Annotated in this window: 20 protein-coding genes and 3 pseudogenes; 10 read left to right on the forward strand and 13 right to left on the reverse strand. The window is 47.0% G+C overall.

Going from position 1 to position 26,941, the window contains the following annotated elements:
- Nucleotides 1-5: 5 nt before the first annotated feature.
- Together yaaA and TZ48_RS22215 are read right to left on the reverse strand one after the other, a co-directional pair.
- Nucleotides 6-779, reverse strand: a complete 774-nt coding sequence (gene yaaA / locus TZ48_RS22210) for a peroxide stress protein YaaA (RefSeq protein ID WP_112480800.1) — start codon at nt 777-779, stop codon at nt 6-8.
- A 106-nt stretch (nt 780-885) separates the two neighbouring features.
- Nucleotides 886-2,324: pseudogene (locus TZ48_RS22215) on the reverse strand (alanine/glycine:cation symporter family protein).
- 705 nt (nt 2,325-3,029) lie between these two features.
- On the opposite strand from TZ48_RS22215, the gene TZ48_RS22220 reads away from it, so the two are divergent.
- The 7 genes and pseudogenes from TZ48_RS22220 (at nt 3,030) to TZ48_RS22250 (ending at nt 8,416) form a co-directional block, all read left to right on the forward strand.
- Complete coding sequence (locus TZ48_RS22220) at nt 3,030-3,215, forward strand: DUF3545 family protein (protein WP_042496493.1); 186 nt, start codon at nt 3,030-3,032, stop codon at nt 3,213-3,215.
- Between the two features lie 305 nt (nt 3,216-3,520).
- On the forward strand, nt 3,521-4,288 hold the full coding sequence (locus TZ48_RS22225) for a DUF3450 domain-containing protein (protein ID WP_112480802.1): 768 nt from the start codon (nt 3,521-3,523) through the stop codon (nt 4,286-4,288).
- Nucleotides 4,288-5,630: pseudogene (locus TZ48_RS22230) on the forward strand (MotA/TolQ/ExbB proton channel family protein). Before TZ48_RS22225 ends, TZ48_RS22230 begins: the two are co-directional and overlap by 1 nt.
- Nucleotides 5,620-6,207 carry a MotA/TolQ/ExbB proton channel family protein gene (locus TZ48_RS22235; RefSeq protein ID WP_112480804.1) on the forward strand — a complete coding sequence of 196 codons (588 nt, stop codon included), beginning with the start codon at nt 5,620-5,622 and terminating at the stop codon, nt 6,205-6,207. The pseudogene TZ48_RS22230 and the gene TZ48_RS22235 overlap by 11 nt, the downstream one beginning before the upstream one ends.
- The gene (locus TZ48_RS22240; RefSeq protein WP_042496473.1) at nt 6,204-6,608 is read left to right on the forward strand and encodes an ExbD/TolR family protein; all 405 of its coding nucleotides are present in this window, start codon (nt 6,204-6,206) and stop codon (nt 6,606-6,608) included. The genes TZ48_RS22235 and TZ48_RS22240 overlap by 4 nt, the downstream gene beginning before the upstream one ends.
- Nucleotides 6,609-7,235 (forward strand): energy transducer TonB, encoded by a 627-nt coding sequence (locus TZ48_RS22245; protein ID WP_112480806.1) that lies wholly within the window; start codon nt 6,609-6,611, stop codon nt 7,233-7,235. It abuts the gene before it with no gap.
- Nucleotides 7,232-8,416: a tetratricopeptide repeat protein gene (locus tag TZ48_RS22250; RefSeq protein ID WP_162674690.1), complete on the forward strand. Its 1,185-nt coding sequence runs from the start codon at nt 7,232-7,234 to the stop codon at nt 8,414-8,416. The genes TZ48_RS22245 and TZ48_RS22250 overlap by 4 nt, the downstream gene beginning before the upstream one ends.
- 95 nt (nt 8,417-8,511) lie before the next feature.
- Here TZ48_RS22250 and TZ48_RS22255 read toward each other — a convergent pair whose 3' ends face one another.
- The 3 genes and pseudogenes from TZ48_RS22255 to nfo form a co-directional block, all read right to left on the reverse strand.
- On the reverse strand, nt 8,512-9,063 hold the full coding sequence (locus TZ48_RS22255) for a hemerythrin domain-containing protein (RefSeq protein WP_112480810.1): 552 nt from the start codon (nt 9,061-9,063) through the stop codon (nt 8,512-8,514).
- 97 nt (nt 9,064-9,160) lie between these two features.
- Nucleotides 9,161-9,837, reverse strand: a pseudogene (gene ung, locus TZ48_RS22260) (uracil-DNA glycosylase).
- 356 nt (nt 9,838-10,193) lie between these two features.
- Nucleotides 10,194-11,042, reverse strand: a complete 849-nt coding sequence (nfo, locus tag TZ48_RS22265; RefSeq protein ID WP_112480812.1) for a deoxyribonuclease IV — start codon at nt 11,040-11,042, stop codon at nt 10,194-10,196.
- A 372-nt stretch (nt 11,043-11,414) separates the two neighbouring features.
- On the opposite strand from nfo, the gene grcA reads away from it, so the two are divergent.
- On the forward strand, nt 11,415-11,792 hold the full coding sequence (grcA, locus tag TZ48_RS22270) for an autonomous glycyl radical cofactor GrcA (protein WP_112459559.1): 378 nt from the start codon (nt 11,415-11,417) through the stop codon (nt 11,790-11,792).
- 135 nt (nt 11,793-11,927) lie between these two features.
- On the opposite strand, the gene tyrS is transcribed toward grcA, so the two are convergent.
- On the reverse strand, nt 11,928-13,115 hold the full coding sequence (gene tyrS / locus TZ48_RS22275) for a tyrosine--tRNA ligase (protein WP_112480814.1): 1,188 nt from the start codon (nt 13,113-13,115) through the stop codon (nt 11,928-11,930).
- A gap of 129 nt (nt 13,116-13,244) precedes the next feature.
- On the opposite strand from tyrS, the gene TZ48_RS22280 reads away from it, so the two are divergent.
- Nucleotides 13,245-14,534: a peptidoglycan DD-metalloendopeptidase family protein gene (locus tag TZ48_RS22280; RefSeq protein ID WP_112480816.1), complete on the forward strand. Its 1,290-nt coding sequence runs from the start codon at nt 13,245-13,247 to the stop codon at nt 14,532-14,534.
- 73 nt (nt 14,535-14,607) lie between these two features.
- Here the strand turns inward: TZ48_RS22280 and TZ48_RS22285 are convergent, their stop codons facing one another.
- The 7 genes from TZ48_RS22285 to TZ48_RS22315 all read right to left on the reverse strand — a co-directional run bounded on the left by TZ48_RS22285 (nt 14,608) and on the right by TZ48_RS22315 (nt 24,963).
- On the reverse strand, nt 14,608-16,413 hold the full coding sequence (locus TZ48_RS22285) for an AMP-dependent synthetase/ligase (protein WP_112480818.1): 1,806 nt from the start codon (nt 16,411-16,413) through the stop codon (nt 14,608-14,610).
- A gap of 205 nt (nt 16,414-16,618) precedes the next feature.
- Nucleotides 16,619-17,578 carry a transcriptional regulator LeuO gene (leuO, locus tag TZ48_RS22290; protein ID WP_042496454.1) on the reverse strand — a complete coding sequence of 320 codons (960 nt, stop codon included), beginning with the start codon at nt 17,576-17,578 and terminating at the stop codon, nt 16,619-16,621.
- A 556-nt stretch (nt 17,579-18,134) separates the two neighbouring features.
- Nucleotides 18,135-19,178: an MJ1255/VC2487 family glycosyltransferase gene (locus tag TZ48_RS22295; protein ID WP_112480820.1), complete on the reverse strand. Its 1,044-nt coding sequence runs from the start codon at nt 19,176-19,178 to the stop codon at nt 18,135-18,137.
- Nucleotides 19,179-19,721, reverse strand: a complete 543-nt coding sequence (locus TZ48_RS22300) for a phosphatase PAP2 family protein (RefSeq protein WP_112480822.1) — start codon at nt 19,719-19,721, stop codon at nt 19,179-19,181.
- A gap of 155 nt (nt 19,722-19,876) precedes the next feature.
- Nucleotides 19,877-22,978: an efflux RND transporter permease subunit gene (locus TZ48_RS22305; RefSeq protein WP_112480824.1), complete on the reverse strand. Its 3,102-nt coding sequence runs from the start codon at nt 22,976-22,978 to the stop codon at nt 19,877-19,879.
- On the reverse strand, nt 22,975-24,294 hold the full coding sequence (locus TZ48_RS22310) for an efflux RND transporter periplasmic adaptor subunit (protein ID WP_112480826.1): 1,320 nt from the start codon (nt 24,292-24,294) through the stop codon (nt 22,975-22,977). The genes TZ48_RS22305 and TZ48_RS22310 overlap by 4 nt, the downstream gene beginning before the upstream one ends.
- Before the next feature lie 18 nt (nt 24,295-24,312).
- Complete coding sequence (locus tag TZ48_RS22315; protein WP_112480828.1) at nt 24,313-24,963, reverse strand: TetR/AcrR family transcriptional regulator; 651 nt, start codon at nt 24,961-24,963, stop codon at nt 24,313-24,315.
- A gap of 415 nt (nt 24,964-25,378) precedes the next feature.
- Between TZ48_RS22315 and leuA the strand changes: the two genes are divergently transcribed.
- The gene (gene leuA, locus TZ48_RS22325; protein ID WP_112480830.1) at nt 25,379-26,926 is read left to right on the forward strand and encodes a 2-isopropylmalate synthase; all 1,548 of its coding nucleotides are present in this window, start codon (nt 25,379-25,381) and stop codon (nt 26,924-26,926) included.
- Nucleotides 26,927-26,941: the final 15 nt, after the last annotated feature.

Consider the following 26,941-nt stretch of genomic DNA (forward strand, 5'->3'; position numbering starts at 1 on the left):
TCTAATTACTGCTCTTCGCGCTTAAACACCAGCTCCGTCGCCGTCGATTCTTCTTCAACAAAGTAGTAGCCTGCAACATCGAATGCCGTCAGCTTTTCAATCGAATCAATACGGTTCTCGATGATGTAACGTGCCATCATGCCGCGTGCTTTTTTAGCATAAAAACTGATGACCTTGTATTGGCCGTTTTTGCAGTCTTTAAATACGGGTGTAATCACCTTGCCATCGAGCTGTTTTGGCTTGACCGCCTTAAAGTACTCATTCGATGCTAGGTTAATCAGCACATTGTCACCCTGTGCATTCAGTGCATCATTGAGCTTGTTGGTGATAATGTCGCCCCAGAATTGGTACAGGTTAGTGCCGCGCTCATTGGCAAGCTTAGTGCCCATCTCTAAACGATAAGGCTGCATTAAGTCCAATGGCTTGAGTAGACCATAAAGGCCAGAGAGCATGCGCAAGTGCTGCTGAGCAAAGTCAAAGTCATCCTCAGACAAACTTTCTGCTTCCAATCCAGTGTATACATCGCCTTTAAACGCGAGGATAGCTTGACGAGCATTGTCTGTTGTAAACGTTTCTGACCACTCTTCAAAACGCGCCACGTTCAAGCCAGCGATCTTATCGCTCACCTTCATCAAAGCAGAGACATCGGCCGGGGTGAGCTTACGACACTCCTTGATAAGCTCAGCAGAATGTTCAATCAACTCTGGTTGAGTGAATCGCTCGGTGGCGAGCGGTGACTCATAATCTAGGGTCTTCGCGGGTGAAACAACAATAAGCATGACTTTACTCTTTTAATAGTGGTTTACTTCAGTATAAAAAAAGCCACGCACTTTCATCAATGAAATAGTGCATGGCTTTTTCTATTTTTGAGATAGGTAAAAGCGATTACTTGTTCGCTGTATCCTTCTCATCATACCAAATACCTTCTTCAAGCTGAGATTTCAGCTCTGGGTAATCATTGGCATCGAAGGTTGGCACCTTGCCTGCTTTGAGCTGCTGGTTGTAGTCTTTAGCAAGCTTGATCACGATACCTGATAGCAGGATGATCGCAATCAAGTTAACAATCGCCATCAGACCCATGGACACATCCGCGAGCGCCCATACCATCGGCAGCGTTGCCACCGAACCAAACATCACCATGCCTAGTACGATAACACGGAACAGACCAAGACCCGCTTTATGGTTATGCTCTAGGAAAATCAGGTTCGTTTCTGCGTATGAGTAGTTGGCAATGATAGAGGTAAACGCGAAGAAGAAGATCGCAACCGCTACAAAAATGCCACCCCATTCACCCACTTGAGAGCTCAATGCACGCTGAGTCAGCTCGATACCCGTGATTTCACTGTGCGGTACATATTCACCCGACATTAGGATGATAGCCACAGTCGCCGTACAGATAACGATAGTATCGGTAAAGACACCTAACATCTGTACGTAACCTTGAGACGCAGGATGCGGCGGATAAGGCGTTGCTGATGCCGCTGCGTTAGGCGCAGAACCCATACCAGCTTCGTTTGAGAACAAACCGCGCTTGATACCTTGGATCATCGCTTGAGCGATAGCATAACCTAGACCACCCGCTGCAGCTTCTTGAAAGCCGAATGCGCTCTTAAAGATGTAAGCAATCACATCTGGCACTTTCTCAATGTTCATGAACATCACGACAAATGCCAGAACAAGGTACGCCAGCGCCATGACTGGAACGATAAGCTCCGCAGTACGCGCAATCTTACGCACGCCACCAAAGATAACGAATGCAGAGATAAGAACAATCACCACACCCACGATCATTGGATCAAAACCAAACGCGGTATTCATCGCATTGGCAATCGCGTTGGCTTGAACCGCGTTGAACACCAAACCAAAAGCAATAATAAGGAAGATAGAGAACAATACGCCCATCCAGCGCATGCCTAAGCCTTTTTCCATATAGTAAGCTGGACCACCACGGTAGTTACCGTCGTCATCTTTGGTTTTGTATAGCTGTGCTAGCGTACTTTCTGCGAATGATGTCGCCATACCCAGCATTGCAATTAGCCACATCCAAAAGATAGCACCAGGCCACCAGCTGTTAGCGCAACAGCCACACCTGCCATATTACCTGTGCCCACACGAGCCGCTAGACTGGTACAAAGTGCTTGGAAAGATGAAATACCAGCAGTGTCTGCTTTACGGCTGTTTTTCAGCACACTGAACATGTGACCGAAATGGCGGAACTGAATAAACCCAAGGCGTACTGTAAAGTAAATCCCCACACCTACGAGCAAGTAAACAAGAATCGATCCCCAAAGTAGATCGTTCATTAGATTAATAACGTCTGTCACTTTAAACCTCACTTAAAGTTAGAGTCCGAGCTGCACTTCCGAGTGCGTCCTAAGCGCCATGGTCTTCTCCATCCGTGAAGTTTTGTTCATTTCTTTCTTTTTCACGGCAACTTAGCTTGTATTTCTTACCACTTGAGAACGGCATACAAGTCGGCGTATTTTTTGACGGAGCGGATTTTGCAGCCATGCTCACGAAAAAGCAATACGCAATCAGTGGTATATTATTGTTATTTTTCACCTTAAAATCACGAAAAGTTAACACTAAGCAAAGCAAATGATTCACTTTTTCGCCTCAAACTCGCATCAAATATACAACAACCTTTAGGTGTTAGCCGCGAAGCGCTTAGGGTTAGGCAAAATTGGTGCAAACCTTGTTAGCACAACGGGTCTACGCTCATTGACCAAACGAGGTACTTTTTAGCAGTTATCAGGCAATGAGAATGCTTATCGTAGCACGCAAACGTTGCCCTTCAGCCCGATTCGCACAGAGCATTAACAAAACTCACTGAAGGACTCTTTTGCAATTTGTGATTTAAGTGGTCATTTTTCATTCGATTCTAAACTCTAAAAATGTGAGATTGAGTTCAAAATGGCATAAAACATTCATAGTCTCGAAACAAATGAGAAACATATCAAAGTTAGTCTGCGTAAGAATGTGGTACTTAAAGGGCTCCGTAGGGAGAACAAAAACAAGTGAGGTAGCTTATGGACGGCTTTGAACTGGATGAGATTACGGAAGTAGACGCACCTAGAGGGCGCGCCGCTCGCTCGAAACCTGTCAAAAGAAAATGGCGTGAAATTGAGGCCATTAAAGACAGACAGCGCCTACAAAAAGAACTCAACGACATGGACATTGGTCTCGACTTTGCGCTCGACGATGTTGACCTTTAAATGATTACTCAACCTTCAATCACGAATTTTCGGTGATGATGAGCCTGAAACCTCGTCACTGATAACACGTAAAACCCTCTTTTAAGAGGGTTTTTCTTTATCTAACTAATGAGCATTTGTGATTCATCCCCCGAGAACAAATTGACGAAAGTCAAATGATAACTCATATCAATATCATTTAGTCTGTATTTCTTTTTGCGCTTGCCCTACAATACGCCTTCGTTTCGTTCGATAGCAGCGCAGTGCTGTCGACGTCATCCTAATACACTATCGGTACTTTCTAGTAACAGCAGAAGGCTATAGAAATGAACAAGACGGCTCTTCGTCTCACCTTGTGTTCGCTTCCACTGCTCACCATGAGCAGTGTCACGAATGCAAATGACCTCAATACGGCTCGCAACGTCGAAGCACAAACTATTACGCAAAGCGCACAAAGCCAAGCTCGCATCAACCAGAGCAGCGATAAAGCCTTCGAGCTCAAGTCAGATATCGCCATGCTTGAGCAGGAAGTGGCTAATCTTGAGGTTTATGAGCGCCACCTAAAAGATGTCGTTGAAAACCAACAGCAAGAGATGACGAGCATTGATAGACAGCTTGAGCAAATCAATGACACTCGCCAAGGTGTTGTGCCTTTGATGTACCAAATGCTCGAAGGTCTGGAACAACACATCGCTAGCGACAAGCCGATTCGCCAGCAAGCTCGCCTAGCAAGGCTCGACGAGCTAAAAGCTCTGATGCCACAGGCTGATGTGAGTGATGCAGAAAAATATCGCCGCATTCTTGAGGCTTACCAGATTGAGATGGATTACGGCATCAAGCTAGGTAGCTATCGTTCTCTTATCAACGTCGGCAGCGAGATTGAAGCTGAACAATTGTATCTTGGTCGTTTGTCATTGGTTGCTCGCAGCCTAGACCGAAACCAATACTGGACTTGGGATAGCCACCAAAACAGCTGGGTTGCTGTCGATGCCGCTCTGGCGCCACAAATTGACAAAGCATTTGCGATTGCCAACAAGCAAGCCTCTCCTGCTCTGATTGAGCTTCCAGTGTCTTTACAGAAGGATCCAAGCTAATGCGCAATTCCGTATTTCTCGCCGCATTGCTTGCATTCGGCGTATCACAACCAAGCTTCGCTGCAGACTCGCTGACATCAAAGGCACAGACAGCACAGCAGCAAGAACGTGCTCACAACAGCGAACGTGAAGCGAAGTTTAAGCAAGAAGAGCAATCACTAGCAGCTCGTAAAGCGCAGCTGGAAAGTCGTAAAGCTAAGCTTGAAGAGAGCATCGAGTCATTGAGCACCGCGTTCTCAGAAAACGAACGTACTTTGGCGGAGCAGCAAAAGAAACTGCATCTAGAAACAGGTAGCTTAGGTGAACTGTTTGGTGTGGTGCGTCAATCAGCGAAAGAGCTGCAAGTCGAACTTGAGCAATCTGTTGCAAACACGCAGCAGTCTGCGCAAATTCAAGCAATTGACAACATTGTTGCTGCAAAAACACTGCCTTCTATTCAAGAACTTACCGGCCTGTGGGAAGCCTACCAAGCGCAAATCGCTTCAAGTGCTACCTATGCGGACGTTAAAGTCCCATTTGTTAACGGCGCTGGTGAAATCACCACGATTAACGCGACTCGTTTAGGTAACTTTGCGCTGCTTGCTAAGCACGGCCCAATTGACTGGAACGGTAAACTGGCGAGCGATTTCCCTCGCTTACCAAAAGAAGTGCCGACATCGGCAGAAACCGCGGGCATTGTGACAGGTCAAACCGCAACGCTTATCGACCCAAGCCGCGGAGACATCTACAAGCAACTTGCGGACACCCCGACCCTTGGCGAGCGTTTTGCCCATGGTGGTATTGTCGGTAAGATCATTGCAGGTCTCTTTGCCATTGGTATGATCATCGCGCTGTATCGTGCTGTGGTTCTTACGACGACAGAACAAAAGATTAAGAAGCAGCTTAAAACTCCAGAAACGCCAACCGACAACCCGTTAGGTCGCGTACTCAGCTCTATAACAGCGAGAAAAAACTGCACGTAGAAGCGCTTGAGCTACGACTCCTTGAATCTATCATGGATGAGCAGCAACATCTTGAGCGCGGCTTGAGCATGTTGAAACTTCTGGCAGCACTCGCTCCGATGCTTGGCCTACTCGGCACCGTAACGGGTATGATTGAAACCTTCCAGGTCATCACACAATTTGGTAATGCGGAACCAAGAGTGATGGCTGGCGGCATCTCAATGGCGCTTGTGACCACGGTTCTTGGTTTGATTACTGCTATGCCACTGCTTCTTGCTCACAACTTATTAAGCTCAAAAGCAGAAGCGATCCGCAACGTTCTAGAAAGACAGAGTGTGGGTCTTGTCGCAGAGCAAGCTGAAGCGCAAACCATGGAGACTAAGCAAGCGTATGCCGCATAACCTCTTTAGTTGGTTGCCAGGAAGCGAGCACTTAAATCAGTTTATGACACAAGGTGGGCCAGTGCTTTGGTGGCTGGCCGCTGTTGTGTTCATCTTCTGGGTAGTGGCCGTTGAGCGCGTCATCTATTTCGCCAAGATCTTTCCCTCAGAAAGGAAAACCTGGGTGGATAAATGGGCGATGCGCCAAGATCACTACTCTTGGTATGCCCAGTCGCAACGCAACGCCATGCTTAGTGAGGCAGAGAATAAACTCAAGCAGAACATTAACTTGCTGAAGTGCCTATTAAGCCTGTGTCCGATGCTTGGTTTGCTAGGTACTGTAACCGGCATGATCACCGTGTTTGATACCCTTGCAGCGCAAGGCAGTTCGCAGCCAAGACTGATGGCAGCAGGCATCTCTATGGCGACTATCCCAACAATGGCGGGCATGGTTGCTGCACTTTCTGGCATGCTCGCCTTTTCCCGTATTCAAAAATGGAGCAGCAAGAGCCTGCTTCAACTTGAGCAGCTACTGCGTAGTGAGCGTCAAACCGCTATTGCTAAAACCAGTCAGCCTGCTGATGGAGACTCACAATGAGATTAGGTCACCGTAGAAAACAAAATGATGAAGCCAACATCGATATGACGTCGATGCTCGACATTGTCTTCATCATGCTTATCTTCTTCATCGTTACAAGCTCCTTCGTGCGGGAGTCCGGTGTTGATGTTAATCGCCCACAAGCGAGCCATGCGGTCAGTCAAAAAGATGCTGGCATCTTTGTCGCAATCACATCGTCTAACGACATTTATATCGACAAACGCCGTGTAGATGTTGAGCGAGTGCAAGCGACTATTGAGAAACTGCTTCTTGAGCAACCGAATGCCTCTATGGTTATTCAAGCCGATAAACATGCCTTCAATGGTACCGTTGTCGAGGTGATGGACAGCGCTAAAGGCGCAGGCGTAACCAAGATTGCACTGGCGACGGAGAGTCCATAGATGCTTCGAGTATTTGCGAGTATACCGCTCGCAGCCGCCCTCGCGTTTGCCCTATTCTCGTTTATGAGCTGGATGATTGATATTGGCCCAAAATCTAAGCCAGATGAGAAGCCAAGATTGAGCTATGATCTCGTGATGGTTGAACCCGACAGTGAGACCGCAAGACGACAACGTACTTTGCCAGAGCCACCAAAAATGCCATCCACCCCGCCATCTGCAGCAGTGGTTGAGCAAAGCTCTCAGGTATCTAGCGTTCAAACGCCAAGCACTCCGCAACTGCCGAATATTTCGGTATCGACTCAGGTAGCGGGCGTGTCGCTAAACGCACCGACTGTGCCAGACATTGGCCAAAACCAACAAGTCATGCCATTGCATCGCAAAGAGCCCCGTTATCCACGTCGTGCTTTGCAGCGCAATATTCAGGGCTATGTGGTGATGTCTTTCACCATTGATGAGCGTGGTCGTCCAACCGATATCGAAGTGGTCGAAGCCAACCCTAAGCGCATGTTTGAGCGAGAAGCTATGGTCGCGTTAAAACAGTGGAAATATCAGCCTATGGTCGTCAATGGTAAGGCAACGCCTCGTATTGGCCAGACCGTAAAACTAGAGTTTAAGTTGAATCAATGAGTAAACGTGTATTAACGCTCTTTGCCCTATCTCTTAGCGTGTTAACCGGAAGTGCGTTCGCAAGCCAGGAGCTTGGAATGCGCACCGCAGCTCAAGTATCCAAAGCCTACGAGCTAGAGCAGGAAGAGAAACTTAACGAAGCCATTACACTATTAGAAGGGTTAAAGCCTAACGCAAACTTTGACAAGGCGTATGTCGCTCGCATGCTCGGCATCTACTACTGGCAAGCCGAGCAGCCAAAGAAAGCCATCACACAATTGCAAATCGCCGTCGATACAAAAGCGTTTAAAGATGAACAGGGTTGGCAAACAGAGCGTATGCTTGCCGAGCTTATGCTCTCCGAAGATATGCCTGAGAAAGCGCTGGTTCACTTTAACAACTTGGCCAAGACAGCAAACTCTTACGAAAAGCTGTCGAAGCAGCAGATCACCGGCGTTTGGTTAAACAAGGCTCGCGCTCACTACCTACTTCAAGAGTGGAAGTCGTTACTGGCCGCGATCAAACACTACCACCAGCTCGATAGCACGCCAAAACTGCAACCATTGAGCCTACAGCTTAGCGCTGAGATGCAGTTAAACCACCTGAAAAGTGCGATTTTAACCACGCAAAAGTTACTCGCTCTGCAGCCAGACAACGTCATGTGGTGGCAGCAGCTTAGTTCACTGTATATGCAAACCAAACAGTACAAGTTGGCGCTCGCGACACTAGTCTCCGCCGAACGAGCAGGTATTCAAGTCCCGGACAATTTGAAGTTGAGTAAAGCGCAGCTCTACTCTCAACAAGGTATTCCCGAAAAAGCGGCAGAGTCGTACGCTGACTTGCAAGTGAAAGAGACCGATATCGACACCATTATCAAGCAAGCCAGACATTGGCAAATGGCGCGCGAGTGGACAAACGCACAAACGGCTTGGCTCGCAGCAGCAAGGCTAAATGGAAAATACTATGAAGAAGTGTCGCGACTTGAATTGCAACAGGGCGATTTCAAACAAGCATTGGCGTCACTTAGCAAAGTGAAAGGCATGCCGGAGCAAGAGCGATTACTGCTAGAAGTACGCGCTTATGTGGGATTGAAAGACTACGCAAAAGCGGCGAAAGTGGCCGAACAAGCACACCGAATTAAACCAACCACGCAAAGTGCTGATTGGCTGCAATATCTACAGCAGATGAGGCGTGCACATTAATTCGGCCTGCACGCTTTATTAGCAGAGTCGAGTTAGCAAAACCAAAATGGTACCCAATAATTCCCTCTAATGAGGGAATTATCATTTATGGGCGTCTAAACACTCTCTAACTCGTTTTGTCTTACCCGCTCAGCAAGCTGTTTATAGCGGTCAGCAATCGTCTCACCAAACACCGGATCATCCTCTGCCACAGTCCACTGGCTCTCCACCTGCTGCCAATCCGAAGTGGTAAAACGCTTTTCAATCAATGGCAGCACCGATTGCTCTTCCAAATCAAGGTGCTTTTTCTGATCTTGGATAAACTCCGATAACCGCCCGATGAACAGATCTTGTGGCACCACCGCATCGTGCAGAATCATCTCAACAATATCCAAAAATGAATGCGTTTTCTCTGACAGTGTCTGGTGATCCTTTTCTAAATTATCGATATGCTCTTGCGAGCCATACTTATCGATAAAGTAACGATAAAGAATATCTTCTTTAGGGTGGTGGATTTTCTCTGAGTGATTAGCAAGGTAATCAACAATCTCTTTGATCACCCCGTAGTTGATAGGTTGCTCTTGCTCGAGCAAGTGCACTTTTCGGTTCAATATCGCCAGCAATCGCACCATATAGCCGTGCTCACGCCTAATCCTTTCGATCATCATAATCCTTCTCCCATATCCATACTCCTTATAAGTGTATAAGAGAATCTGGAAGCGTGTTTTGATGATGCTCGAAAAACCGCCAACTCAAAAGATAAAGCTAGTCGAGTCGGGGCTGCCAATTAATGGTGGGCTTGCCAAGTTCTTTTAGTAACTGGTTCGTCTTAGAGAAATGGCTACAACCAAAGAAACCTCGGCGTGCCGACAGAGGCGATGGATGCGGCGCAGTTAATACATGATGCCTTTGACGATCAATCATTGCTCCTTTCTTTTGAGCGTGAGCGCCCCAAAGTAAGAATATAATGTTGTCACTGTTTTGGTTTAGCGCTTCAATCACTCTGTCGGTGAAGGTTTCCCAACCTAGCTTAGCGTGAGAGTGCGCCTGCCCCTGCTCGACCGTGAGCACGGTGTTTAGAAGCAGTACGCCCTGCTCAGCCCAACTTTTAAGATAACCATGCGCTGGGATCTCGAACTCAGGAATATCTTGAGCGAGTTCCTTGTACATATTGACGAGCGACGGCGGCGTCTTTACACCCGGAAGTACCGAGAAACAGAGACCATGCGCCTGATTGGGACCGTGATAAGGATCTTGACCAAGAATCACCACATTCACATCGGCAAATTCGGTATAGTGAAATGCATTGAACACATCGCTCGCTGGGGGTAGATGATTTTACCCGCTTCGCGCTGCTCCTCAACAAACTCCAGGGTTTGCTGAAGATATGCTTGCTGTTTCTCTTTACCGATGACGTCTTGCCAGGTGAGTGTTGTCATTATCGTCCCCAAGATGGTGAAATCTGGGGCGTAGTCTATCACTCAATGGAGGGTCACCACTACTGTCATTTGGCTTTATGCCACGCACCTTTGACGCGTTTTTTGAACGTCGGTGCTGTTATCCAGTTCGTCAGTTTATCAATGATGCTGATTCTTCATCTGCGGCGTTCGGTAGTGCCCGTGACAATGAATATGACGGTTAGGACTTGGATAACGTGATGAACGTGTTGTACTTGGTCTTGGAGCAGCTGGACGAGTCATATGGCACCTACCTTATAAAGTCACAGAATTATGCAACATGCATGTAATTCATTATGAAAGAAAGATGCCAAAATGCTTAATTGAGGAATAAAAAAAGATCAATTAATTGCAAATAGTCTCAATTGCTGGATCTCATCGGCCCAAATCTCAGGCTCTATTGTCTCTAAAATCAATGGAATAGAGTCAAATCGCGGATCTTTTGCGATATATTCAAAACAGTCCCATCCAATCTCTCCTTTACCCAATGAGTGGTGGCGATCGACCTTACCCGCTAAAGGTATCTTTGAGTCGTTTAGGTGCATAGCCCTCAAATAGTGCATACCCACAACACGATCAAACTCCGCAAACGTCGCCTCACATGCCTCTTTGGTTCTAAGGTCATAACCCGCCGTAAACGTGTGGCACGTATCAATGCAGACCCCGACACGAGACTTATCTTCTACCTTGCTGATAATGTGCGCCAGATGTTCAAAGCGCCAACCTAGGTTTGTCCCCTGCCCTGCCGTATTCTCAATCACGGCAATCACCTCAGGCACGGCTTGGTGAGCGAGGTTGATCGATTCGGCAATCCTGTCCAGACACTCTTCTTCCGAGATCTTCTTCAAGTGACTGCCCGGATGGAAGTTCAATAGGGTCAGCCCGAGCTGATGGCAGCGTTCCATTTCATCAATAAACGCCGCTCGAGATTTTTCGAGTTTCTCTTGTTCCGGCGCACCTAAGTTGATTAAGTAGGAATCGTGCGGAAGAATTTGTTCCGCACGGAAGCCGTATTTTTGACATTCCGCTTTAAAGTTTTGAATGACTTTTTCATCAAGCGGCTTTGCCACCCATTGACGCTGATTTTTAGTAAATAACGCAAACGCGTTTGCACCTATCGCATGGGCTCTTTGTGGCACATTATCCACACCACCAGCCGCAGAAACGTGCGCCCCAATAAATTTATTCATCTTTACCTTCACTAGATCGAGATCACATTTTTAGAACTGTTATTTAGCGATCTTATACTTTCAGTTTTAGCTATGGAAATCGTTGATTTTTGGTTTCCAGAGCAATAAATCGGCTCATTTTGTAGTTTTATTACAACAAAATGAGTATTCAAATATATTTGAATAGTTAAAATATCATTTAAAGGCACCATTTTTAAAGGTTTAGTTGACCTTGGTCAAAAAATTAACCCTGATGTTTTTAATGTTTTTTGTTGTAATCTGATCTAAATCAATACTAAAATGGCCGTAACAGGTTATACATAGACCAGCTCAACAAAATTTGAAAATTAACACCATAAGTTTACCACTCTGAAAGTGGATTAGGAGATAGTGATGATTCAAGGTATCCAAATTACTAAAGCAGCAAACGACGATCTACTAAACTCAATCTGGCTGATCGACGGCGAGAAAAACGAAGCTCGTTGTGTTGCAGCAAATGCTGGTTTCGAAGCTGACCAAGTTATCGCTGTTAGCGACCTAGGTGAGTACGAAAGCCGTGAAGTAGCCATCGAAGCTGCTCCAAAGATCGAAGGCGGTCAGCACCTAAACGTGAACGTTCTTAAGCGCGAAACTCTAGAAGACGCAGTCGCTAACCCAGAGAACTACCCACAGCTAACTATCCGTGTTTCTGGTTACGCAGTACGCTTCAACTCACTAACGCCAGAACAGCAACGTGACGTTATCGCTCGTACCTTTACTGAGTCTCTATAATTAGAGACGCTAAGTAAACGAATACTAAAAACAGACGCACAAGCGTCTGTTTTTTTATGCCTGTGAATCGGCAATCAACCGATACAAAAAAACCTCCCGAAGGAGGTTTTTACAGCATTTTCACGCCATTGAAGATTACTTCAACGTCACACGAGCAAACTTGCGTTTACCCACTTGGTAAACCGCTTGGCCTGCTGCTGGCACTAGCTTAGTATCTTCTACCTTCTCGCCATCGATCTTCACCGCACCTTGGCGGATCATACGCATAGCGTCAGACGTTGAGCTCACAAGACCGGCTTCTTTTAGTAGGTTACCGATTGGAAGGCCTGCATCGAAGTCGAACTCAGGCATCTCTTCTGGCATCGCACCTTTTTGGAAACGATTGATGAACTCTTTTTCCGCCGCGTCAGCGTCTGCTTCTGAGTGGAAGCGAGCAATGATTTCTTTCGCCAGTAAGATCTTAACATCACGAGGGTTCTTACCATTCTCGATGTCCGTCTTAAATTGAGCAATTTCCTCCAGCGGACGGAATGACAACAGGTCGTAGTAGTTCCACATTAGATCATCGGAAATCGACATGATTTTTCCGAACATCTCTGATGGTACTTCGCTGATGCCGATGTAGTTGTTCGCCGACTTAGACATCTTCTTCTCACCGTCTAGGCCAACAAGTAGTGGCATGGTCAGAATAACTTGTGGTTTCTGACCGTGTGCTTTTTGCAGTTCACGACCCATCAGCAAGTTGAACTTCTGGTCAGTACCGCCAAGCTCAACATCCGTTTCCATCGCGACTGAATCGTAACCTTGAAGCAGTGGATACATAAACTCGTGGATTGCGATTGGCTGGTTGTTGCCGTAACGTTTTTTAAAGTCGTCACGTTCAAGCATACGAGCAACCGTTTGGTTTGCAGCAAGGCGAATCATGCCTTCTGCACCCAGCTCAGATAGCCATTCAGAGTTGAATGCAATCTTAGTCTTTGCAGGGTCTAGGATTTTGAATACCTGCTCTTTATACGTTTCTGCGTTACGCAGTACGTCTTCACGCGTTAGTGGTGGGCGAGTGGTGTTCTTACCCGTTGGGTCGCCAACCATGCCAGTGAAGTCACCGATCAGGAAAGTTACGTCATGACCCAGGTCTTGGAAAGCACGTAGCTTATTGAAGATAACTGTGTGACCCAGATGAATATCTGGCGCAGTTGGATCGGCACCCAGTTTAATGCGAAGAGGACGGTTCTCTTTTAGCTTCGCAATCAGTTCTTCTTCTGGAATTAGCTCGTCGACACCGCGTTTGATTTCAGCCAACGCTGCTTCAAGGTTCGCCATTCTTGTTCACTCCCACAGATTTGGCAAAAATAGTTTAGTTGGACATCTTACTTGAATAGCGATGTTTTTTGAAACCAGTTAGACTATTTGGTTTAGGAAATTACAAAAATAATGTTGAATTAAACGCTCATGGTCTCTGTTTTTAAGCGCTTGCCTTGGCTACACCGCGCGCTCATCGCCTTTTTTAGTGCCATTATCGTCGTTGCACTGTTTCTGCCTGATATCTCAGAGCTTGATGATAGAAACGACCGACTCGAAATTGGCAAGCACTACGCGCTCTCCATTGACAGCGATGCATTCCCTGTTGGCAATGCCGCTCCGCCGACCGTAGTACTGAAATGGGAAGAACACACCGTTCGCTCAGGAGAGAGCGCCGCCATTCTATTTCAACGTCTTGGCCTTTCCCCTCGCCTACTTCATGACCTTATCTATACCAACGATGACATTAAGCAGCAGCTTTCTCGTCTACGCCCCGGTGACAAACTGACGTTTGGTTTTGATGAAAACAGTGACTTCGTGCAGTTAAAGCGCCGCATCAATGACTATGAGACCTTCAAAGTCACCAAAACCGATAAAGGCTTTACCTCTAGCTGGGACAAAAAGCAGGTCGACTACCAATATAACTACGCCCAAGCAGAAATCAGTTCAAACTTCTGGAATGCCGGAATTGGCGCTGGACTGACAGCGAACCAAATCATGGAGCTTGCCGGTATTTTTGGTTGGGATATCGACTTTGCGTTAGATATCCGCTCTGGCGATTACTTTAAGCTGCTGTATCAAGAGAAGGTCGTCGAAGGTGAAGTGATTGGCCGCGGCAAGATCATCGCCGCTATCTTTAAAAACCAAAATGATACCTTTACCGCTATCTTCGATGACAAAACAGGCAACTATTACGATGAAAATGGCCGAGCAATGAAAAAGGCCTTTTTACGTGCTCCATTGGACTTTCGCCGCGTAACTTCCAACTTTAATCCTAACCGACGCCACCCAGTGACAGGTAAAGTGCGCGCCCACCGAGGCACTGACTATGCAGCGCCTGTTGGTACGCCAATTTGGGCGGCTGGTGACGGCACTGTCATCAAATCAAGCTACAACCAGTTTAATGGTAACTATGTGTTTATCAAGCACAGTAACACCTTTATTACTAAGTACTTGCACCTACAAAAACGTAAGGTGAAAACCGGTCAGCGAGTGAAACAGGGACAAACAGTCGGTACACTTGGTGGAACAGGACGAGTCACAGGGCCTCACCTACACTATGAATTCTTGGTCAACGGCGTGCACAAAAACCCAAGAACGGTCAAACTGCCGCAATCTAAATCTCTAACGGGTAAAGCGAAGCAAACTTTCTTAGCCAATGCGCAAAATCGCCTCAATACGCTAGACCGATACAGCGAGCTGCTTTACGCCAACAACTAGCAACAAGATACTAAAAAGCCCCAAGCATTAGCTTGGGGCTTTCGTTTATGGGCTTTGGGAGAAGAGAAGCCTATTATTTACTAGGCGTATCGCGATACATCTCTTCGATTTCATCTTGATAACGGTCGTTAATCACCTTGCGGCGCAGTTTCTGCGTCGGTGTCAACTCGCCTTTATCCATCGAGAAACCGTTAGGAAGCAGTTTAAACTTCTTCACCTGTTCAAACTTAGCCAGCTCTTTTTGCAGCTCAGTGATGCGCTTTTCAAACATCTCCACCACTTGGTGGTGCTTGATGAGCTCTAAGCGATCTTGGTAAGCAATGTTTAGCTCTTTGGCATACTCTTCGAGCGTATCGAAGCAAGGTACAATCAAAGCAGAAACAAACTTACGCGTGTCCGCAATAACTGCAATCTGCTCGATGTAATGGTCTTTACCGATCGCGCCTTCAATCGCTTGGGGAGCAATGTACTTGCCATTTGAGGTTTTCATTAGCTCTTTGATGCGGTCAGTAATGAACAGGTTACCTGCTGCGTCAAACTCACCGGCATCGCCAGTTTTCAAGAAGCCATCAGCGTCAAAGGTCTTAGCGGTTTCTTCTGGCAACTTATAGTAGCCACGCATCACCATAGGGCCGCGCACTAAGATTTCATTATTGTCACCGATCTTCACTTCCGCGCCGGGCATCGGCATACCGATGGAGCCAGGGTTGTAGCAGGTATCATCCCAGCAAGAAACGGTCGCTGTGGTTTCAGTCATACCGTAACCAAGCTTGACGTTGATGCCAATCGCTTGGAAGAAGCGGCCAATGGTTTCATCCAATTTCGCACCGCCACACGGCATGAAGTTAATACGGCCGCCTAGTAACTCGCGAAGTTTACCTAATACGATCTTGTCCGCTAGCGCGTAACTCTTCTTGAGTAACAACGAAGGCTCCACGTTATCTTGACGGCACTGCGCCATTTTCGCGCCCATATTTACCGCCCAGGTAAATAGGATCTTGCGATGGACAGGTGCTTTAGATACTCGTTCGTGGATCGCTGAGAAGATCTTCTCGTAGAAACGAGGAACGGCACTCATTACAGTTGGCCGGATCTCACCAAGTGCATCACGTACTTGCATCGTATCTTGCAGATAGCAGTTCGTGCCACCTCGGTACAATACATAGAAAGTCCATGCACGCTCGAAAACATGCGAAAGCGGCAAGAAGCACAGCGAAACATCATTTTCACTAAGGCTTAATCTTTCATCGTGTCCTTGTAGCTGAGCGGCAATATTGGCGTAATCTAGCATTACCCCTTTCGGCTGGCCTGTGGTACCTGATGTATAGATAAGTGTCAGCAAATCGTCGTAGTTGGCTTGCTCAAGTCGCGCGTCTAATTCAGGTTGGACGTCACTGCTTACATCGGCAGTAAACTGCTGCCAAGTCATAGAGAAATCATTGTCAGCCAGAACAATCTCTTCGCTCATCGCGACGATCAGCTCTAATTGCGCACATTCTTCATAGATGGAAACGGCCGCGTCATATTGCTCTTGCTCACCAACAAAAAGAATGCGGACATCGGCGTTTTGTACGATATAGCTGGTTTGAGCGGGTGTATTCGTAGGGTAAATGGGCACAGTCACTGCGCGAACTTGAAGCGCAGCCAGATCAGCAATGGTCCATTTCGGCATGTTATTGGAAATGATACCGATTTTATCTTGAGGTTGGATTCCTTTTCCGAGTAGCGCGAGTGACAGCGCATCGACGCTAACGCCAAACTCTTTCCAGCTAATCCCTTGCCATACATTGTTGATTTTATGTCGTAAGGCGATCTTGTCGCCACCTTGTGCGATTCGCTCACGAATCTTAGTTACGATATGGAAATCTAAATTAGCCATGTTCTATCTTACCTTTTAGCTTACACATGTAAGCCTTTTTGAGCGCACAAGTGTACCTGTGCCGCCGAAAAAGGCAACAGACCGACATCAAAGTTATCAATAATTCCTGGCAGCTTTTCCACTGGGTGATAATAAGCGTCTGACCAGTATGAAAAAAGCCCTGAATACATCGTACTCAGGGCTTTTAGAATTAAGTTGTAATGGATTATGACAAAGCAACCACTTCGCCACAGATAACCATGAGTTGGTCACGCAACCAAATGTGGCCTTTGTCTTTTTCGCTAGATTCATGCCAGCTTAGGAAGCCACTGATCTTGTTGTTTTCAGTAGGCAGCGTCAGTACTTGAAGCTGATCTTTGTTTACTGCGTTTTCAACCAACCAACGCGGCGCGATGGTGACTAGCTCAGATTGACCAACCACGTAAAGTACGTTGCTTAGGCTAGTACCTTCGTAAGACGCTTGGCACTCTAGGTCACGGTAAGCTTGCTCTGAGAAGCTACGAACGCCATGAACTTTTGATAGCTTAGCGTGCTTTTCGTTTGCTAGCTGTGCTGTGCTGACTGCACCGTGAATGCGTGGATGGTTTTTCGCCGCTACCACAACCAATTCATCTTGGAAGATCTCAGTGCTAGAGAAACCTTGAGCATCGTAGCGAGCGTAATCGATAACGAAGTCAATCTCTTGGAAACGCATACGGTCAGCTAGCTGACGGTCTGCTTCTGCATCTAGGTGAAGCTGAACGTGTGGCGCTTGCTCAGAAATAGTTTGCATGATGCGCGGTGCAAAACGCATATCACAAGGAGAGCAGATCGCCATCTTAAATAGACGCGTTGAAGTCTCTGGAGTGAAGATTGAGCTTGGTAGCTCGTTGCGGATCAACTGAAGCGCTTGACGTACAGGACCAAATAGCTGACGTGCACGTTGAGTCGGCTGAATGCCACGACCCTGGCGCATGAACAGTTCATCGTTGAACATCACTTTAAGGCGCGCTACTGCGTTACTTACTGCAGGTTGCGACATACCTAAATTGTGCGCCGCGCGAGTGATATTCTGCTCTTGCATCACTGCGTCGAATACAGTCAATAGGTTTAGATCTACGCCGCGTAATGTGCTTTCCATGCGGTAACTAGCGATTGCGCTCATAGCATCTTTTTTGTCTAACATTTAGTAAGCCTCGTGTAATTTCAATCTCGACTATTGGGGTAGGTAACCAATAAAACAGAACAATGAGAACAGCGTCATCGCCCGTGGTGTACCTTACGTCATTCTATTAATCCTCTGCATACTTCGAGGACGAAACCAACTATCCACCAATAATTGACCCAACACCAACAAGATTGACAAAGAATCATCAAATTTTATCGAGAGAAAAGCAATAACCTTAAACAACAATAAGTTACATCATATATAAAAAAAGATAAATTATATTTTTAATAACTTTTGTTGAGAAAAGCAGCCAGATACATAACCAAGTACTATGACACCCACCAAAAGGGAGAACAGAGCCTATTTAATGCGCGCACAAAAGGCAACCGCAACTATTCGTATGGCATATAGTTAATATCTATCGGTATGGAACATTCTTGAACACAAAAGAAAGGCACGCAGTTGCATATAACCCATAACAATAACACCAAAACCCGAATCAAAGTGAGATTCGGGTCTTGTTATTGTTATGCCCAACTAACCTCAAGGTTGGTCGGGTTATGGTGAAGTGCGCTTAAACTGAGGCGTAACTAGGAAAGTCGACTTTGTCCCAAAGGCGCTTACGCAAATTAGCACTACATGACCAATTTCCGCTGACTAGCCAATCGGCAATGCCTTCAGCAACATTTGGATAAAAAACCCGTTCAGCTTGTTTCTCATCTAACCAATCGCGAATCACACTGGCATCAAGAAAGTCCATAGATTGAGCAAGCCCCAAACTATCAAGCGTTGCTGCATTACTCTGCTGCTCAAATTGACCATCCAGTGGCTTAACGAGTAACTTCTTGCCTAAGCTGAGCGCTTCTGATGGCAACTCAAAGCCACCGTTCGCAATCACACCAGCACAGCGATGGAGATCGCACTGAAAACTCTCATGACCAAGCGGTTTCATTAAGATGTTTTCTATCTGCGCCTGTTCAATATTCTCAGGGTGGTAGCAAATAAAGTTGTTTTGCCCAAATCTAAGCAACAGGTCGACGATAGCGTCAGGACTTTCAAACGGAAGGTAGACAAGAATAAAGTCTTCTGAGGTCACATCCTCTCCTAACGTATGCACAATGGGTGGCAAAATCGGCTGCCCAAAATGATACCAATGTAGACCAAGCTGATACTGCGACGGTGCGAAGTACTGAATCACTGAATCATCCAGCCAGTTGGCGCCTTTTTGAGGGACATCAAACAGAAATGCGTTTTGGTGGCTAATGCTCACTGTAGGAATTTTTTGCTGCTTTGCCGCCCAAGCAGAAACTGGCTCAAAGTCATTGACCACCACATCATAACCAGAAACATCGAGCTCTCTGACTTCACGAATAAAGTGAGGTAGACTGTTCTCAAACGCCGTTTTCATATAGTTCACACGGCCGTTTTCCGTCACGAAGCTAAACCCGCGGCGCGTTTGGTAATCACCAAACTGCTCCATCGAGAAGTACTTACTTTTCTCTCGTCCGGAAAATAAAAAGTCGACTTGCACATCATGGTTGGCCAGCGCCTGGCTCATCGCTCTTGCCCTGGCAATATGGCCATTACCCGTGCCCTGTACACCATAAAGTATCTTCATTTACACGCCTCCTAACCAAGCCTGTACATATTCAAGCGCAATGTACGCCGATGACATCCCCAGTACCGCACCAATCACCACATCGGTAAGAAAATGCACTCCAAGCAGAATGCGTGAAGCGCCAATGAGCACTGCCCACATCAGCGCGGAATCGTGCCACTCGGGATAAAACTGACCAATAATGGTCGCCATCAAAAAAGCGGCTGCAGTATGCCCTGACGGTAAGCTGTAGCGATCAGACGGGGTAATAAAGGCCTGCAGTAAATGAGAAAACTCTTCAGGCCTGCGACGCTTGAAGCTGTTTTTCGCTAACCAATAAATCGGTAACTCGATAGCAAACGCCAACAAGGCTGTGGCAAAAAACAACTTGCCAACAGCGTCATCTAACCAAAAAACCGCGATGCCAAGTAACAGGTACAAATGACCGTCGCCCGTTCTAGACACCCAACGACTCACCGATGCTACTTGGGCGTTAAAGCGATGCTTTAAACAAAACAATGAAAAAGCCAAATCCATTCTTGCTATGGGTTCAATCGTTCGCACAACCTACTCCTTGTTAGACGCGCAGTTCATGATCAAAAAGTAGTCAGCAACAATGACAATTCGGTGACGATTTATTGGAGAAACGATGAAAGTTAGCGCTAGAGGAACCCTAGTCACTAACTTTCATTTTATTGAGAGATGAGATTTATGGCGTGTTAAAGCTCTTCATGTTTATGCACCAATCCCCAATCTGCAAGAATGGCGTAGGCCGAAGGAATCATGAACAACACCAAAGCTGTGGACGCAAAAATACCGAACACAATTGAAATAACCAGAGGCTGAATAACCTGAGCCTGAAGGCTGGTCTCGGTAAGCAATGGCAGCAAACCCGCAGCCGTAGTCATTGATGTCAAGAATACAGCTCTAAAGCGCTCACGGCTCGCTTTCACCACAGAGTCATGCACTGAGTCGCCTTCATCAACGTGGTGACGTATGTACTGCACCAGTAAGATAGAATCGTTGACAACAATCCCCGCCAAAGACACAAAGCCCATAATACTTGGCATACTCATCGAGTGTCCCAGTAACAAGTGTCCCCAGACCACGCCGATAAAGGCAAGCGGTATTGCCAGCATCACCACAAACGGCTCTAGGTAGCTTCTGAACTGGTAGCTAAGAATGGTGAACACGCCAAAAAGCCCTAGCAAAAAGCCTTTCGCCATCGATGCGCCTGTCTCCGCGCTGTCTTTGGTTTCACCCTCAAAGTCAAAACGCAGTCCTGGGTACTCTTTTTGTAGCTTAGCGACTTCTTCGGCTTGGAACTGCCTAATAATATCAGTTGAGCTCGCTTTAGTGGTATCAACATCACCAAACACACTGACCGTTCTCAGGCCGTTAACACGTTGAATACGAACATAGTTACGCTGAAAATCGAGCGTCGTGACCGATGCCAACGGTACTTGCGAGCCGTCCGCCAAGAAAATCGGGAAATTCGATAGCTGCTGAATGTCACCGATATCTTGCTTGTCGAGCTTCACTTCAATCTTAATGTTCTCAACGCCCACTTGGATCTCATCGGCGGTTTGACCAAAGAAGGCCGCACGCAACTGACTTGCGATCATCTGACCGTTCACCCCAAAGCTCTCAGCACCCGGACGCAGTTTAACTAAGATCTCTTCTTTACCGAGACGCATGTCATCGAGCACACCACTCACACCATCAAACTCATTGAGGTATTGCTGGATCTCGACCGATGCGGCTTTGAGCATATCCAGATCATCATGTGCGATACGCACTTCAATCGCACGACCACCTGGCCCCATCGTAGGCTGCTTAAAGACCATAGAGATTGGGTCGGCAAGCTCTCCCACATCTTCGCGCCAAGCATCAATAAACTCATCGATCAGCGTATTGCGGATCTCTGCACTCAGCAGATCTAGCCTGACTGTCGCAATATGAGGACCGGATTCGTTGGCATCTCGGTTAGTGTTGAACTGACTGGTGATTTGCTTCACCAAGGTTTCACCACCTTCAACCTCTTCACTCCACTGCTCATTGAGCTTTTCAGCGGACAGAACGATTTGATCGACCACTCGCTCCGTCTGAGACAACGATGCCCCCGGAGGCAGAATAATACGAGCTTCGGCAATATCACCATCCAATGCAGGGAATGGATTGAACTTCACCACACCACCAGCCAGTAGACTGACAGAGATAAGCAGCGCCGCAAACACACTGCCCATGAAGACGTAGCGATAAGAGACGACTTTATCTACCGCATTCACTAGCGTGGTGTTTCTGAAGTGCTCAAATCGCTCCAGCAACACACGTTTGAACTTCACAGGCTGCTTGTCACGATTATGTTTATGCAAAGAGTGAGATAAGTGGTTAGGTAGAATCAAGAAGGCTTCAACCAGACTCAGTGACAAGACAAGTATCAGCACCTGAGGCACAGCTCTCAGCACTGCGCCCATCTCCCCTTGTAAGAACAACAAACTGCCGAAGATACATACTGTGGTTAAGAAAGATGAGATAACACCTGGTAGCACCTTCTTAACGCCGTTTATCACCGCATCATCAATTTTCTGCCCACGGTCTAAGTGCGCCTGAATAGATTCCGCGATCACAATGGCATCATCCATCATGATACCAATCGCCATCAGCAGCCCCACCAGAGACATAATGTTGATGGAGAGCCCGAGGTTCGCCATCAAGAACAAGCCACCAAGGAACGCCACCGGCAAGCCCGCAGCTACCCAGAATGAGTAACGGAAACTAAAGAACAGCCACATGGTTGCAAACACCAGCAAGATACCTTGCCAGCCGTTTTTCACCATCATGGTCAGGCGATCCCACAGTATGGAAGACATATCATTGGTCATCTCAAGCGTGACCCCTTCAGGGGCAATTAGGCGCTGCGCTTCAACAAACTCCGTCACCTTCTCTTTCACACGTAGCGCGTCGTCTTCTTTGTTCTTGCTGATTTTCAGTACGGCAGATGGCTTGCCGTTAAACAGGACTTTTTGCTCATCCAGTTCGAATCGGTCGGTAATGGTCGCGACATCTTTGAGACGAATCAACGCACCACTTGGGCTGGAGCCCACCACGATCGACTCCAACTCTTGAGGGGTAATCCGCCTCTCATCAAAGCGAATCAAAAAGTTCTTATCTTCCGTTTCGACATTACCGCTTGGCAGCTTAATATTTTGATTACCAATCTGGGTCGCAATATCACCGATACTTAACCCAAGCTGACGCATGATCTGAGTATTGAGCTCAACGCGATACTGGTGATCAGAAAAGCCACTGACATCAACGAGTGAAACACCATAGTCGAGCTTAAGCGTGCGCTTTAATTGTTCCGCATAGGCTTTTAGCTCTGGCCAACTGGTTTCAGCGGTGATCGCCACATCGACAACAGGTTCGTTCCAATCCAGCTCTTGCACGACAGGTGATTCAATCTCTTCTGGAAAATCGTTGATCGCGTTGATCTGAGTTTGAACATCCACCAGCATTCGGCCAATGTCCGCTTTTTCATCAAGCTTAAGGGTCAGTCTTGCGGAGCCTTCAATCGCTTCACATTTGGTCTCGACGATGTTTGAAAGGCCGTCAACGGCATCTTCCATACGTACACACAAGCTCTCTTCCACTTCTTGTGGAGAGGCGCCTGGGTAAGTGATCGCAGCCATGATGTAGGGCGGATCGAACTCAGGAAAGGTCTCACGCTTGATGGTCGACAGCGAACTGATACCCAGTATCAGCAGCGCGAGCATCAATAGGTTTGCCGCTGTTGGGTGTTTGGAGAAAAATCGAATCATTGGGTGACCTCTCCAGCGCTGTCATCATCACTTTGACTATCGCGCAGTAGCATCCCTTCAATGGCAGGCAAGATATCGTTGAGGATCACTTTCTCACCCGCTTCGAGATCACCAGAAATGATCACCTGATTGTCACGACGATATTCGACCTTCACATCGCGCATTTCCAAACGGTTTTCAGCGTTCATTAGATAGATTTTGTCACCATGCAAAGCACGCTCAGGAACAGACCAAGATTGCTGTTGTTGCCCTTCAATTGTTGCCTTCACAAACATGCCATTAACCAGCACAGGCGTACCCGCCAAGCCGTTACTGCTTGGTAATTGCGACACCTCTAGGATCACCCCAGCGGTTGCTTGGTTGGCATCCACGGTTTCACTGACACGCGCAACTTTGGCTGGCCAAGTTGCGGTTAAGTTGCCGCTGCTGAGTTCGACCGTCGCTTGCAGCTTATCGAGCTCGCCGCGCTCGGCTTGGCTCTCATCCCATGAGAGTGTGTCAGAGAGCAGCTGTAGGTCGTGGATCGACAATTGAGCTTCTACTTCCATGACATCGTTTAGGTGCGCGGTGACCATGGTTTGCTGTAAGTTCACCACCTGATTGATTTCAGCATCGACCTCTGAGATACGCATCGTCATCGGCAGCGTGATGCGGGTTTTCTCTAGCGAGCGCTGCGCTTCATCGGCTTTTGCTTGATTGACCTTAACTAGCGCTTCAGATACCCCACGCTCATCTGGCATCAGCGCCAGTTGGTTTTCAATCTCTTGGACTAGCTTCTTTTGTGAAAGCATGTTTTGCTGCTGAGTATCTACATCAGACTGTGAAGTAAGCCCGCGCTTATTTAAGTCCACACGGCGCTGATACTCGTTTTCCGCTAGTTTCAAACGATTCATCTCAATCGACAGGGTCTGCTTTAGGTTGGTTTCTTCTTGATCAAGGCGCGCTAACTGGGTTTGGCTCGACTTCAGGTCGGCAATGGCTTGAGATAGCTTGAGCTCATAGTCTAAAGGGTCAATTCGAAGAATTTCTGTGCCCGCTGCTATCACTGTGCCTTTCTCAAGATTGGGGTGTTTGTAGATAACCGCCCCGGTTACCTCAGCTATGGCTTGCCATTGAACTTTTGGTTCTGCGCGACCAAAACCAATCGCTACTGGCGCTGACATCTGAGGCTGTAGCGGCATGATATCCACCACTCGTGAACGATCGCCTGCCGGTTTGGTTGGCACGTCAGGACGCAGGTTAACGGCGGCGATTAAAGCCACGACACCTACTGCAAAAACTGGAAAGAACAGGAGTTTTTTGTTTATAGACTTCATAGAGATACATTCTTCAAATTAGGATGGGTCACGTAACAACCCACGCTTAAGCAAGGCGATGTTATGTTCGAGGAGTTCATTTAAAAATTCTTCATTGACTTCAATGCCGTGCAAGCTCAGAAGTCCAGGAGGTGCGATAAATGGAAACACCATTAGGCTAATGAGTGAGATTTTGCACATACGTGGGCTCAACCCTTCATGTAACAATCCGAGTTTAGACATTTTATTGAACATGAAATCTTGGTCTGGACGACCAATGTCGGCAAACACTTTTTCAAACAAGCGACGCTGCGTGGCTGAGGGAGGCATGTGCATGACTTGAGAGATCAAGCGCGGAAACTGCGGAACTTTATTCATTTCAAAATAATAAGTACGCATGAAGTCAGTGAGGTTGCCGTAATCACCATTTTTCATCAGCGATTCCATTTTGCTCTTCATTGGCTGCAGGGTTTCGCGTACCATGGTCTCAAACAAGCCTTCTTTGTTACCAAAGTAGTAGCGAATCATGGCGATATTAACGCCCGCCTTTTGCGCAATGAGACGTGTAGAAACTTTGTCATAGGGCATCACTACGAACAGATCACGAGCGTTAGTAAGCAGCTTCTGCCTAGCATCTGTGCGCTCTTTGGGGCGACCAACTTTACGAGTGGTCTCAGCCGCGTTCGTCATACCAATCCTTGCTTTTATTAATCATTGATTAATTGTAGAGTAAAGCTTGTTCAACCCGCGAACAGTTAAATTCATCAAATATTAATCAGATGATTAATTATAAGTAAGCAACTCCCTCCCCCTCTTAGAATAAAGAGTGAACTGCTCCGATATCCATAAAAATTCAGATTAACCCTTGACGCATGAAGCTGAGTGCGGTACTAATCTTGTAACTTATTTTTGTGGAACGCATAACAGTGTCATTACGTTTTTCTCTACTCCTGAACCTCCTCCTTATCGTGAAAACATCGCGCGGGTAGGTTGTGGACGAAAAACACCACATAAAGAATTCCAAAAAACCCGCTTACACAAGCGGGTTTTTTTATATCGATTGAACTGGACGTAAACGATTAACCTGGAAAAAGAGGAAGCAAATATGAACGATCAGGTGATTATATTCGACACCACATTGCGTGACGGCGAACAAGCACTTTCAGCAAGTCTAACAGTGAAAGAGAAGCTGCAAATTGCTTACGCGCTCGAGCGTCTGGGTGTGGATGTTATCGAAGCTGGCTTCCCTATCTCCTCTCCAGGTGATTTTGAATCGGTACAGACCATCGCAAAACACATCAAAAACAGCCGTGTGTGTGCTCTATCTCGAGCGGTAGCGAAAGACATTGATGCGGCAGCTGAAGCGTTAAAAGTGGCGGATGCCTTCCGTATCCACACCTTCATTTCCACCTCGACCGTCCATGTTCAAGACAAACTGCGCCGCAGCTACGACGATGTGGTTGAGATGGGCGTAAAGGCGGTTAAGCATGCGCGTAACTACACTGATGACGTTGAGTTCTCATGTGAAGATGCAGGTCGTACGCCTATCGACAACTTGTGTCGTATGGTAGAAGCCGCTATCGATGCTGGCGCTCGCACCATAAACATCCCAGACACCGTCGGCTACACCGTCCCAAATGAGTTCGGTGGCATTATCCAGACACTTTTCAATCGCGTTCCAAACATCGACAAAGCCATCATCTCTGTGCACTGTCACGATGACTTAGGCATGTCAGTGGCCAACTCGATCGCCGCTGTACAAGCTGGCGCTAGACAAATCGAAGGTACTATTAATGGTATCGGTGAGCGTGCAGGCAACTGCTCGCTAGAAGAAATCGCGATGATCATCAAAACGCGCCAAGAGTTGTTAGGCGTTCACACCGGTCTTCAGCATCAAGAGATCCACCGCACCAGTAAGCTAGTGTCTCAGCTATGTAATATGCCGATTCAGGACAATAAGGCGATTGTTGGTGCCAACGCGTTCAGTCACTCCTCAGGCATCCACCAAGATGGCATGCTCAAGAATAAGAACACTTACGAGATCATGACCCCTGAGTCTATTGGTCTGAAAAACAAAGCCTTGAACCTAACCAGCCGCTCTGGTCGTGCAGCGGTTAAGAGCCATATGGATTCAATGGGTTACAGCGAGCATGAGTACAACCTAGATACTTTGTATCAAGATTTCTTGAAGCTTGCGGATCGCAAAGGTCAGGTATTCGACTACGACCTAGAAGCATTAATGCACTTTGCTAACTTGCGCGAAGAAGACGACTTCTTTAAGTTGAACTACTTGAGCGTTCAATCAGGCAGCATCATGGCAACCACTAGCATTAAGATCCAATGCGGTGATGAAGAAAAATGCGAAGCGGCTGTGGGTAACGGTCCGGTTGATGCACTTTATCAATGTATCTATCGCGTAACAGGTTACGACATTGTACTAGACAAGTTTGATTTGACAGCGAAAGGCGAAGGTGAAGATGGCCTGGGTCAGGCGGATATCATCGCCAACTACAAAGGCCGCAAATATCACGGTACGGGTATCTCAACCGACATCGTTGAGGCTTCAGGTCAGGCACTACTTCATGTTATCAATAGTATTCATCGTGCGGATCAAATCGAAGTGATGAAGCAGAGCAAGGCTGAAGCGGTATAGAGATGATCCTTGGTC

Origin of the sequence: Vibrio variabilis, from assembly GCF_003263785.1 — a bacterium.
In the GTDB taxonomy this organism is placed as follows: domain Bacteria; phylum Pseudomonadota; class Gammaproteobacteria; order Enterobacterales; family Vibrionaceae; genus Vibrio; species Vibrio variabilis.